This is a genomic window from Planctomycetaceae bacterium (genome assembly GCA_041398825.1).
Taxonomy (GTDB): Bacteria; Planctomycetota; Planctomycetia; order Planctomycetales; family Planctomycetaceae; genus F1-80-MAGs062.
On the sequence record JAWKTX010000002.1, the window covers coordinates 193,428 to 205,743 of the forward strand.

Here is a 12,316-nt window from a genome sequence, read left to right on the forward strand (position 1 = left end):
ATGTTTTAGAGCACACAGGAACCTGACGCGACAATCAGACGCCCGTTTTCTTGAGGCACGCATAAATTGGTCGCCGGGCTGACGTGGTAATCCGGACGGCCCGAAGGGGACGGTTCTTAAGGACCGATTTCCGCCTGATAGTTATGCCGGTCCAACAATGCTGCTCAATTGATTCAGGTTCGTAATCAGGCGGTCGGGCCGGGTGGCAGGATCTTTCATCTGAGCGCTGCTGACTTCCAGTCCGGTTTTCTCGGCGGCCAGCAGAATGGTTTTCATTCCGGCAGCCTTCGCTGGTGCGAGGTCAGTGGACAGTCGACAACTTACGTGAACGATTGCTGAGGCCGGAATCCCAATGGATCGAGCCCGGGACACCGCGTATTCAAAAAGTGTCTTCGATGGTTTTCGGATCCCAAGCTGTGTCGAAAACAACAAGGTTTCCGGACGAAAGATTTCATGAAGCGGAGGCAATGCGTCCTGCTGGCCCAGATCATGAAGCACCTGCACCAGAGAATAGGATTGACCATCAGCAAGGAGACCCTGCAGCACATCAAGCGACGCCAGCTCGTGCATTGCTCTGACCGCATTTTCCCGGGCCTCCGTGGCCTGAAGATTGCGATGGAAAAAGAAGGCCACTTTCTCACTGAATTGACGAAGGTTACCGAAGTGTCCCTCGTCGAACTGATATTCCTTTTCGAACAGGCGAGTAATGATGCTCTGCCAGACATCCACCATATCGACCTCTGTGTAGTCGCCGCGACGCTCTGTAGCGATCATCGAAAGGCGACCCGCGATATCGCGGTAGAGCGAAATCAGAGATTGCCATGGAGGTCCGGGTCGACGATACATGTGATTCCACATATTGAATTCATGGATCGTTTTGTCGAGTGCAATCTGCAGGCGTGCTTCATCGGATGGTTCGAATCCGATCTTTCCATCCGTGATTCGAATTAACGTTCCGAAGACGTCCCAAAGAACAAGTTTCACTCCGGCAAGCGGCTTAATTGTTGGCGTTGCATTCACTCCAGCGACAGCCTGAACGCGTGGCCATAACAGGTTGCGTTCGTCGAGCGAATCTGAATACTCAGCCAGCGATAGTGCCATGGGTGCTCTGGTAGACGTTGGTAGAAAACGTGACTTGGCGGGAAATCTTCCCTGGATCGTCGGCTCCTGGTGCCTGCGGAAGGTAAACCTTGCGGGGCGGGAAGTATAGAATCCGCCAAATCCCGAGGCAAAAAGAGGATCCGTGTTTTGCCCGGAATTGATCCCAACGGAAACAATTAGCATGAATCATCGGTTTCTCAGGCATCAGCGAGTCAAATCTCAGGCAGATTTTCGAGCCATCTACGGTTGCGATGTCCGCGCGGGAGATGATCATCTGCTGGTTTTTGCCGCGCTGCGGACGGCGGACACTCACCCGGATGAAGTATCCGCAGGAAATTCGGAATCGTTGGCGAACGCGCCCAGGGGCAAAACGCTTCCCACGCGGATCGGGCTCAGCGTTTCCAGGAAGCACGGACCAGCTCCTATCCGCAACCGCAAGAAGCGTTTACTTCGGGAGGCTTTTCGGCTGAAACAATACGAAGTTCCCGCCGGTCTGGACTTGATCCTGATTCCACGACAGCGGACCGATTCGACGCTGGATGACTTCCAGAACTCGCTAACCCGCTTGTCCGGAAAGCTGCACCGCAGACTCACCGAACGACGTCGTCTACAAGAGCCGGGCTCGGAGATCATTCCTGGCTCTGGCGGACGTGGTTAACAGCCTGTTGAAAAGCGGGACTGGCTCGAGCCGGAGACCTGAAAACACGACGGTTTCCAGTCGTCCTGCTTGCCTGCCCCGACTTTTCAACCGAGAGTCAGGCTGGAGCACAGCCTGACGAAGGCTCGCGGTCCGAATACACACAGAGCAGACACGGAATGTCTGCTCTGTGGGGGTTTCTGCATTGATTTGATCGCATTGTTTCCCCCGTCGCTGGCAGACCTGACCGTTTCGGGGTCGGACTTCTGAGCCACAGGTTCAACGATAGAAACTGCGAAACACTAGTTCAGAGTTTCTTCACCCTTCTTCCAGTTGCAGGGGCACAGTTTATCTGTTTGCAGAGCATCCAGAACACGGATGACTTCGTCCACGTTTCGGCCGACGCTCAAATCATGTACGGCCAGATAACGCAGCACTCCGTTTGGATCAATCAGATAGATCCCACGGTAAGCAATGCCTTTTTCGCAATCCAGAACGTCGTAAGCCCTGGACAGTTCCTGGTTGGTATCGCCGATCATCAGATACTTCAGGCTCTTCAGATCGTCGTGTGAATCACACCATCCCTTGTGAGAAAATACACTGTCGGTGCTGGCGGTCAGCAGCACGGTTTCCCGATCTTCAAACTCGCCAAGAGCTTTGTTGAAGGCGACAAGTTCGGTTGGACAAACGAAAGTAAAGTCCAGCGGATAGAAGAACAGGCACACCCACTTGCCCTTCAGATCAGCCAGCTTCAAATCCTTGAATTGATTGTCTGAACCATCCTTTGTTCGGTCATATGCTCGCAAAACCAGATCGAGCCCGGGAGCTGTTTGTCCAATCCGAACACTCATTGTGTACCTGTCCTTCTTTTACAATTAATTTGCTTTGAAACCAGTGACCCGATGGACTGTGAAATCCGTCGTATCGGCAAAAATCCTCACGCAATTGCCCGGCCGCTTCAGAACGACCGGAAAACCAGCAGGATGCCGGGAGTATATGGCCGGGGAACCGTGTTTCAAGCAGGCAAAACTTCTGCGAAAAATCGCAGCCAGTTGCCATGCATGATGCCGGCGATATCTGTGTCGCTGTATCCACGCTGGCTCATCAGATCCGGCAGGCGCTGAAGATCACTGATCTTGTTCAGATCTGCCGGTGTCTGCTCTACCCCGTACCCACCATCCAGATCCGTGCCAATCCCGACGTGGCGGGCGTTTCCTGCCAGCTGGCAGACAATATCGATATTGTCAACGGCCCGTTCGATCAGTATTTCCGCAGATGTGATTCCACGCACGTAACCAGGCTGCATCATGATCGCGTCAAAAGCCATGCCGATCACTCCATCGCGTTCAATTACAGCCTTGTACTGCTCGTCGCTGAATTGACGCTGCCAGGGAGCAATGCGGCGAGAATTCTGGTGGCTGGCGTGAATGCGGCCGCCAAAGTGTTCGAGCACCTGCCAGAACGCAACGTCCGACAAGTGTGTGACATCAACGGTCATTCCGAGATCCGTGATGTTCTTCAGCAAAGGAATCGCGTCCAGCGCAAGTCCAACTTCACAACGGGTTCCTCCCCCGTATCGATTGGCACCGTAATGGGTCAGCCCGATGGCACGCAGGCCGTGTTCATGAAACTCGTGAATTGTGTCTGGTGTCAATACGGGATCAGCACCTTCCATCGTCAGGATGAATCCAAGCGGCGTTCGGACAGGATCTGTGGTCCAGGCATCAAAATGATTCTGAAGGTCCGTTTTTGTCTTCAGCATCTTCATCCAGCCGGCTCGTTCCATTGCCCGATACCACGCAAGATGTGCATGAGCCATGGCGTAACAGGTTTCCGGCGTTGTCCAGCCGAACGGATGGTTGACTTCTTTTTCCTGCCGCGCCAAAAGAGTGGTCAGACAGATGCCGATCTGTGCCGTTCGCAGCTCCGGCAGGCTGAGCGTACTGCCGCAGCGTCCGGGGTCAGTCATGCCAAGTGAACGTTCCTGAGCTCGCAATTCGTCGACATCACATCGCATATCGCGGTTCCAGTCCACGCCATTGAGTGCAAGATCCAGGTGGGCATCGAATAGTAACACAGGCATATCCTCACAGAATGGTTCGACAATGTCTCCGGGGCATTCGCTCAGGACCATCCGAAGATAACGTGACTGGCGGGGAAATTCATGCATTCCTGAGCTGACAGACGTCTGGTTTCGGCTGGCATGACCGTGACTATAGAGAACGCTTGCGGGATTCACACGCAAGCTGGCAATAATCCTGTTACCCTTCCGGGGCAGGGTTCGTCAGCCTGCTATACTGCTCCCAGCCCGTCTCCATTACCACGACATCGACAGCCGGTTTTCGAAAGCGGATGCATGGCCATCGAATTTAATTGCCCCTACTGCACAGCAACAATTCGCGTCCCGGATGGATTTGCCGGTAAACAGGGGAAATGCCCGAAATGCGAAACCAGACTGCTGGTCCCGAATGTTGAAATCCCGGACGAAGAACCATCGCAAAGTTCCGATGGCCCGGAGACCAACGCGTTTGGTGCCGACACGATGTCAGGGCTCAGTGCAGAAGGACCCACGACAGTGGGGATTCATGCCGTTGAATCTGCCGGTTCGGTGCCCGAATTCATCCCGACTACACCACAGACCAACATCACTTCGAAGTTGAAACGCCGAACGCGCCGGGGCCGCAACCGAATCTGGACGGTGGCCGTGCCGGTGATCGGTTTCCTGCTTCTGCTGTCCCTGCTGGCCATGTTCACTCTGTACAGCCTGCCTCAACTGAAGGGTACTCTTGCGGCAGAAGTGTTTTCGGAACCAACGGTGCCACGTGTCACATTTCCATGGAGTTCGACCGGATTATCAACGGAAGAGCAGGAACAACTCTCCAAAATACTTGAACATGCACCAGAGGGGTTTGTCAGCGAGCTCATGACCTGTCGTCTGATTGCAGATGAGAAAGGCCTGCAGGTTCAGCTGACGGCCGGTGAAGGCCATTCGTGGTTTGTCGTCGACCCAACGCAAAGCCGCGCGCTGGTGTTGTGGGCTGAAAAACAACAACAGTACCTCAGTATCACTCGGGCTTCCGAAATGAAACGCAGACTTGCCGACTATTGTCAGGACAAAATCAAGCAGCAGGCCGGTGAGATATTCACGATCGACGCGCAGCAGTACCGCGACAGCGTTGGAATCAACACGCATGTTTCTGCACTGGGCTATGCACTGGAAGCTTTTGGCAGCGGCCGGATTGTGCCGTGTGGTCATGAAGACCAGCAGGGAAGGCTCTACTTTCTGCTGCCCTCAAAAACCCGATCGTTCATCATGAGGGGCCGAATGGTTGGTGATGGGACGAAACCGTTTCCCGGGGAATACACCATTCAGGTTGGCGATCGAATTCTTCAGGAAGACATCAGGACCGTTCCCGTCGAACCGGAATCCGAAGCGTCGTCCGATGGTCCGGAACCCGAGGATTCGTCTGAACAACCAATGGATGCTGCGATGGACAAGGATGACCAGTCACCCATGAAGCAGCCCGGCGATTCTCCCGCCGGGATGGAGACAAAAGCCGGGACAATGATGGAGAAGTAGCGAAAGACGGACGCCGGGTTTCATATGCACGCCAGGCAGTGGTTTGCTAACATCCGCGGACTGCTCGCGAAAAAAGCAGCGACAAAGGTCTGAAAGAAGGACAATACAGTTGGCCGAAAAACGGGACTTCGACGAGTTTCTGGAGAAATTTCGTCGCCACCACGAAGTCATGGTGGAAGAACTTCACAAGGTAATCGTCGGACAGGATGACGTCATCGACCAGATCCTGTCGGCCATCTTCACAGGCGGTCATTGCCTGCTGGTGGGTGTACCGGGGCTTGCGAAGACTCTGGTGGTCAGCACCATTGCCCGATTGCTCGACGTGCAGTTTCGAAGAATTCAGTTTACGCCCGACCTGATGCCGTCAGACATCACCGGGACAAATGTGCTGGAAGAGACAGAATCCGGACGTCGCGAGTTTCGATTTGTCGAAGGTCCGGTCTTCACCAACATTCTGCTGGCGGACGAAATCAACCGAACGCCGCCGAAGACCCAGGCCGCTCTACTGCAGGCCATGCAGGAACACGAAGTTACTGTTGGACAGACAACGTATCAATTACCGGAGCCGTTCTTCGTCATCGCTACCCAAAACCCCATTGAACAGGAAGGCACCTACCCTCTGCCTGAAGCGCAGCAGGACCGATTCATGTTCAATGTTAAAGTCGACTACCCGACCCTTGAAGAAGAAGAACGCATTCTTGAAGCGACAACAAGCGGCGAACGTGCCGAAGTTCGAAAAGTACTTTCCGCGCGATCTATTCTTTACCTGCAAAAGCAGATCAGCCAGATTGTGGCCAGCCCACTGATCATCAGTTACGTCACACGGCTTGTTCGTGCCACGCGTCCCAAAGACGGCGCGGCACCCGACTTTGTGAAAAAACTGGTCGACTGGGGCGCGGGGCCTCGTGCGGGCCAGTACCTGATCGCCGGGGCAAAGGCAGTGGCCGCCATGGACGGACGACCCAATGTGACGATTGAAGATGTCCGCAAAGTTGCCATTCCCGTTCTGCGCCATCGACTGGCTACCAATTTTCAGGCACAGGCCGAAGGCATGGCTGCCGACGATATTGTCACGCGGCTGGTAAAAGAAGTTCCTGAACCCAATATTCCAAAGTACGAACGCTAGACCGGTCAATCTGTCCTTCGATGGCTGACTTCACGAATTCCGTTTCAATCTGGTTACCCGGTGTCATCGCCATGATGGTGCTGATTCTGCTGTCGGGTTTTTTCTCGGCCAGCGAAACAGCATTGTTTTTCCTGTCTCGCGACGAGATCCGAAATTTCGGCAAAGGCGTGGGGCGTCAGCGAATGGTGGCCGCACTGATGGCGCGACCGGATCGACTGCTGACCGCCATTTTGTTCTGGAATCTGTTGATCAATCTGGCCTATTTTTCAGTCGGCCTGGTCACGATGAACAAGCTGTCGCACGGCGGATTCAATCGCGTGGCTGCGGCGCTGGGTATCAGTAATCTGGTGGGAATCATTGCCATCGGAGAAGTGTTTCCAAAGAGCCTGGCCGTTGCCTTTCGACGAACCCTGGCACCGATGGTAAGCTGGCCGCTGGCTGTGATGACTGCCGTTCTTGACCCTGTCATTCCCGTCCTGGGCAAGACCGCGTTGTCTCTGCGTCGAGCTTTCTGGCCACATGTTCGCGGCGAATCTCACCTGAACCCCAAAGACCTGGAACACGCAATCGATGCATCGGCTGCCATCAGCGCGGATCTGCTGGATATCGAACAACAGGTGCTGCACAACGTTCTGGATTTAAGTGAGATTCGGGTTGAGGAAGTCATGCGTCCCCGAAGTCACTGCCTGATCGTTTCAGCCAATGACAGTTTTGCAACGCTGAATACCAGTATCCAGAGCGTGGATTATCTGTTGCTTCAGGACCCGGGTGAAGATCATGTGAGCCGCGCGGTGGCTTTGGGGGCCATCAGCGCGTTTGACCATCGTCGATTCCGCCAGATGTCAGAACGCGTGATCTTTGTGCCCTGGTGTTCGACTCTGGCCTGGACGCTTTCGGAACTGCAGCGGCAGTATTGCGGTGTTGCCGTCGTCGTCCATGAAATGGGTGAGATGGTGGGAGTCGTTTCTTACGAAGACATCCTGGAAACCATGCTCACGGAGAGCCCCAGTCGAACGCGCCGAATCATGCGCAGAGAACCGCTGATTACTATTGGCCCCAATCGATTTCACGCAGATGGACTTGTAACACTCCGGTACCTGGCAAGTCAGTTGCGAGTGGATTTCGATATGGATGTTGACGGCCAGTACACGATTAATGGCCTGATTCATGACGAGCTTGAACGATTCGCAGAAGTTGGCGATTCGATCGTCTGGAAGACATGGACATTGACGGTCATTGAGACGGCCGCCCGGGGACGTGTGCGAGTGCTCATCGAACAGCTGCCAGCCGGACTTTCGATGGGTGATGCCGCGACCGAGCCGGAGAAGCAATCATGATTCCCGCATTGACCATGTTTGCAGGCATCATCTTGTTTCTCATCGGTGTCCGACTGTCCTTCTTCTTTAGTGGAAGTGAAACCGGGTTCTACAGACTCAGCCCACTTCAATTGGCAATCCGCGTGCACCAGGGCGACAGAGTTGCTCAAAGTCTGCAAAAATTCGTCAATCACCCCGAACGGTTTGTGGCCACGGCCCTGGTCGGTAACAACGTTGCGAATTATCTGGTCACTGTCGCTATTGGACTGGTCATGTCGGTCCTGGTAACAGATTCTTCCGGGGCCGCTGAAGTGATTTCAACGGTCGTCGTGACGCCCGTCGTTTTCGTCTTCGGCGAATTGATTCCCAAGAGTCTCTTTTATCTGGCGCCTCTGTCGCAGCTGCGGGCCAACGCACGCTGGTTCTCCTTCAGTTATGTGGTGTCACTGCCACTATCCTACCCACTGATTCTTTTGTCTCGGTTTATCGCGAAGCTTGGAAATTCAGATCGCCAGCCGCTGGAAACAGTGTTGAGCCGCACTCGACTGGTCAGCGTTCTCGAAGAAGGACATCGCGAAGGTTTACTGACAGAGCTTCAAAGTCAGCTGGCCGACAACATCATTCAGGTGGCAAGGCACCCGGTTTCGTTGTCCATGATTCCGGCGCTGGGCGTTCAGGGGGCTCCAGAGAATGCTTCGCGCGAGGAGATCCTGGCGTTAGCAAGACGTTTGCAGAATCCCCGAATTCTTCTGCATCTTCCCGGGCAGCCAGGCCAGTGGTGTCGATATGTGCGTGTCGCGGATCTTTTTGAAAAAGGGAAATCACCGCGTTCAGTCGCTGTCGCCCTGCCGCAATTCGCATCTGATGCCCCCAAACTGGAAGTACTTTCCGAATTGGTTCGGCAGTACAGCAACTACGGCGTCGTCGTGGAGGAAGGTCGAGTGCTGGGTGTTGTAAGCCGACGGACACTGCTGGCCCAGTTACAGCGAAGCGGACCAAGAACCCAGTTGCCAGTGGAGCCGATTCCACCTGACAAAGTCGCCGCATCCATTCGTCAGGCTCGCGACGTCGTGAAATCGACATCGCAGGACGCCGGGCAGCAGAGCAAAGACAAGTCATGATGATTCAGGATGCTGTTTCCAGAGAAGGCAGGCAGCAACAACTGGCAGTGACAATTCTGGCGGTCTTCGAATTGCTGCTGATTGTGGCGACCTGGAAGCTTTGGACTGGTCAATCGGCATTCCCGATGGTTCCTCTTCTGCCATTGAATTCACAATCGGCCCGCTTGCTGTCCGACCAGTCCATCGTCATGCAGTCTTTGGCAGCCACGCTGACACCGCTGTTTCTGACGTGCCTGATGGCGTGGACTGCCTGTCATCTTCGGATGGCGATGATAGGCTGGAAGACCATAACCGGCCTCGCAACGCTGCTGATCGCTTCGCTGCTCGTATTGCAGAACGAACACCGCCTTCAGGCATGGCACTGGTTCTTTATGGTTGGGTTAAGCTCATCGATTGTGCTGGGCCCCTGCAACTGGCGGCGTTTGTTGTGTCTGCAGATTTCCATGGTCTACGTCTTTTCCGCGTTATCTCGATTCGGTCCGCAAACCAGCGACATGATGACCTGGCAAATTGCCTCCATGCTCTTGAAGCTGGCGGGACTTGGCAGAGCATCAGCGGATGCTTCCGTGCTTTCTGCGTTCGCCTGGTCGTTTGCATTTGCCGAATTCCTGATCGGGCTTGGGCTCCTTGTCCGACGTTTTCGTCAACTCGCTGCCGTCGCCGCGATGCTGTTACATGCAACACTCATCCTGGCCCTCAGTCCCTTTGGTCTGGGACACCACTGGGGCGTTCTGATCTGGAACAGTATGTTCCTGTGCCTGCTTCCCGTACTTTTTCTGTCGCAATCACAGAATGATGCGATTCACGATCAGAAGCGGTGGTTCCGAATACTCGCCAGCGCAGTCGTTCTCATTCCGCTCACTGGTTTGATAGGATTTGCCGACAACTGGATGTCGTGGCAGCTGTATTCGCCCAGGCCGGAAGTCTACGGGTTGTTCATTCGCTCAGATGCCATCAAAGACCTGCCGGAAACGGTTCGGCCTTTTGCTGCCGCCCCCAATCCTGTCGATGATTTTTGCTCCGTACGTCTGGATCGATGGTCACTCGACCAGACGAACTCACCATTGTATCCGGAAGACCGATTTCAGATGGCAATCATTCGATTTGTTACCGCGCAAATCTTGGATCGATCTGCAGTCCGGGTAATCATCGATGAACCACAGGTCCCTCTGTGGTGGAATCGCCGGATCACCATTCTCAATTCCCCGGAATAGCCGACCATACGTCGGCAGGCTGTTGATTGGTGCCGGGGCTGCCTATCCGCCGGAGATTGCCCTTTGCGCTGCCACCGCTCCACTGTCGTCGCTACTGGCACAAGGCTCGCGAAGAAGATCAATCGCGCTTCTCATGTGCTGGCGGTGATCACCAACAACAACGCGTGCGAACGAGCCATGCGTCCCGTAGCTATGGTTCACAAGAACTGGGTATTCGTTGCCAGCAAACCGGCTGGCGACCGAGCCGCAGTCCTGATGTCGATGATTGCCAGCCGCAAAGCTGACCTCGTGGAACCCGGGCCTTGCTCAAAGAGGTGCTGATCCGCTCGGAGCCCCTCATGAGTTTCTGATCGCCGGACCATCTCTGAACGAAGAAATCTCGAACGACAACGCTGCTCAGACGATTAGCGTGTTCCTCACCTGGTTATGACCTGGCGGTTATGAATGTGTACTCGCTGTCACGTAGCTGCTAAATGACTTCGAGGGTTTCGGACTCCGAAGATCAAGGGCCTCAAGTTCCGCTGATACACCGCGCTACGTTGTCTGCGGCATTGGCTGTTTGGGTCACCAGCGTTGAGAGTTCACTTGTCGCTCCATATTGCTGCTCTACTGCGGATCGGATGCTCACAGACACCGTGGTGATTTCATCGATGATGTTGAGAATGTTGCTGATTTCAGATGCGGCGACGTCTGATACGGTTCGGATTTCAGACAGTTGGCAGTTGATGTCGGCGGACAGCTAAGCTAAGCGTGCCTGAAGAACAGGGGCTTGGCACCTTTCGAAGGTGCACTCGGTGAAATTCGTTTTCGAGACGGAATCGCCTGAGGCGACATCGCGCATATTGGATAGCGTAAAGAATGTTCCTGGATTGCATTCTCATGTAATTCAGAATGTCCCCTTATCGCTCTGCTCGGTGCTGTGGATCGTGTGCCTCACTGAGGAAACCGCCGAGGACAGTCACGCCTGACGCAGAATCAGTCCAGTTCATGCCATCCTGCGACGCCGTTGGGCGGGTCGGCTCTGACTTCTGCTAATCGACCAGCTCATTTCCGAGCACGCGATCCAGCTCGAAGAATTCCTAAACATCAAGCCCGCTTGCTACGATGCCTCGCGACGTTGTTCGCTTAAGACGTCCGTTACCGAAAACAGAAGGGACAGGATGACAGGATCAGCAGGATTTCTGCCATGGACCAACCCCGCACTCATCCTGTCAATCCAGTGATCCTGTCCAGGAACAATCCCCTCGAATCCGAATCATGAAACACGAAGACCTCACCCAGAAGATCATCGGCTGTGCCTATCAGGTCTATAACACCATGGGCTGCGGGTACCTCGAATCGGTGTATGAAAAGTGCCTCATGATCGAACTCAAAAAAGCGGGTCTGTCCGCTGTCGCTCAATACCCCATTCAGGTGACGTACGCTGGTGAAATCGTCGGTGACTTCATCGCCGACATTTTCGTCGAAGGAACCATCATCGTGGAGCTCAAGGCAATCCGCCAGCTAACGACCACGCATGAGGTTCAACTTGTGAACTACCTGACGTCCACCAATACGGAAGTCGGCCTGCTCATCAACTTCGGGGCAACAAAAGTGGAAGTGAAAAGAAAGATCAGAACTCTGCCTTCTGCGTGAAGACAACGGAGGGGATCACAGGATGAACAGGATTTCCGCCATGGTCAAACCCCGCACTCATCCTGTCAATCCTGTGATCCTGTCCTGTACCGTTGCACTGTCTGCCTTCTGCGTGAAGACAATGGACAGGATGACGGGATGAACAGGATTTTCGCCATGGACAACCCTCGCACTCATCCTGTCAATCCTGTGATCGTGTCCTGTACCGTTGCGCTGTCTGGGTTCTGCGTGAAGACAACGGAGGGGATCACAGGATGAACAGGATTTCTGCCATGGACAAACCCCGCACTCATCCTGTCAATCCTGTGATCGTGTCCTGAACCGTTGCACTGTCTGGGTTCTGCGTGAAGACAATGGACAGGATGACGGGATGAACAGGATTTCTGCCATGGACAACCCTCGCACTCATCCTGTCAATCCTGTGATCGTGTCCTGAACCGTTGCGATGTCTGGGTTCTACGTGAAGGCGATGGACGGGATCACAGGATGAACAGGATTTCTGCCATGGACAACCCCCGCACTCATCCTGTCAATCCTGTGATCGTGTCCTGTACCGTTGCGATGTCTGGGTTCTGCGTGAAGACGA

Annotated in this window: 11 protein-coding genes and 1 pseudogene; 8 read left to right on the forward strand and 4 right to left on the reverse strand. The window is 54.4% G+C overall.

The annotated features are described in order from the left end of the window. Positions 1–141: 141 nt before the first annotated feature. Entirely contained in the window at positions 142–1,284 is a 1,143-nt protein-coding gene (locus R3C20_04645) for an HAD family hydrolase (GenBank protein MEZ6039771.1), read from the reverse strand. Here R3C20_04645 and rnpA point away from each other — a divergent pair. Beyond that, on the forward strand, positions 1,283–1,759 hold the full coding sequence (gene rnpA, locus R3C20_04650; protein MEZ6039772.1) for a ribonuclease P protein component: 477 nt from the start codon (positions 1,283–1,285) through the stop codon (positions 1,757–1,759). The two genes, R3C20_04645 and rnpA, sit on opposite strands and share 2 nt — an antisense overlap. A gap of 281 nt (positions 1,760–2,040) precedes the next feature. Here the strand turns inward: rnpA and R3C20_04655 are convergent, their stop codons facing one another. Then, positions 2,041–2,589, reverse strand: a complete 549-nt coding sequence (locus tag R3C20_04655) for a peroxiredoxin (GenBank protein ID MEZ6039773.1) — start codon at positions 2,587–2,589, stop codon at positions 2,041–2,043. A gap of 164 nt (positions 2,590–2,753) precedes the next feature. Continuing rightward, positions 2,754–3,908, reverse strand: coding sequence for a membrane dipeptidase (locus R3C20_04660; GenBank protein ID MEZ6039774.1), 1,155 nt, complete (start codon positions 3,906–3,908; stop codon positions 2,754–2,756). 186 nt (positions 3,909–4,094) lie between these two features. Here R3C20_04660 and R3C20_04665 point away from each other — a divergent pair, with 186 nt between their 5' ends. The 6 genes and pseudogenes from R3C20_04665 (at position 4,095) to R3C20_04690 (ending at position 10,392) form a co-directional block, all read left to right on the forward strand. Then, entirely contained in the window at positions 4,095–5,318 is a 1,224-nt protein-coding gene (locus tag R3C20_04665) for a hypothetical protein (GenBank protein MEZ6039775.1), read from the forward strand. 109 nt (positions 5,319–5,427) lie between these two features. Next, positions 5,428–6,444, forward strand: a complete 1,017-nt coding sequence (locus tag R3C20_04670; GenBank protein MEZ6039776.1) for a MoxR family ATPase — start codon at positions 5,428–5,430, stop codon at positions 6,442–6,444. A gap of 20 nt (positions 6,445–6,464) precedes the next feature. Continuing rightward, positions 6,465–7,781, forward strand: a complete 1,317-nt coding sequence (locus R3C20_04675) for a CNNM domain-containing protein (GenBank protein MEZ6039777.1) — start codon at positions 6,465–6,467, stop codon at positions 7,779–7,781. Then, positions 7,778–8,881, forward strand: coding sequence for a CNNM domain-containing protein (locus R3C20_04680; GenBank protein MEZ6039778.1), 1,104 nt, complete (start codon positions 7,778–7,780; stop codon positions 8,879–8,881). Before R3C20_04675 ends, R3C20_04680 begins: the two co-directional genes overlap by 4 nt. Further along, positions 8,878–10,095 carry a hypothetical protein gene (locus R3C20_04685; protein MEZ6039779.1) on the forward strand — a complete coding sequence of 406 codons (1,218 nt, stop codon included), beginning with the start codon at positions 8,878–8,880 and terminating at the stop codon, positions 10,093–10,095. Before R3C20_04680 ends, R3C20_04685 begins: the two co-directional genes overlap by 4 nt. 63 nt (positions 10,096–10,158) lie before the next feature. Continuing rightward, positions 10,159–10,392, forward strand: a pseudogene (locus R3C20_04690) (transposase). A gap of 214 nt (positions 10,393–10,606) precedes the next feature. Here the strand turns inward: R3C20_04690 and R3C20_04695 are convergent. After that, a complete protein-coding gene (locus tag R3C20_04695; protein ID MEZ6039780.1) occupies positions 10,607–10,729 on the reverse strand; it encodes a hypothetical protein in 123 nt (40 codons plus the stop codon). A 623-nt stretch (positions 10,730–11,352) separates the two neighbouring features. Between R3C20_04695 and R3C20_04700 the strand changes: the two genes are divergently transcribed. Further along, positions 11,353–11,730, forward strand: a complete 378-nt coding sequence (locus R3C20_04700) for a GxxExxY protein (protein MEZ6039781.1) — start codon at positions 11,353–11,355, stop codon at positions 11,728–11,730. The last annotated feature ends 586 nt before the right edge of the window (positions 11,731–12,316 follow it).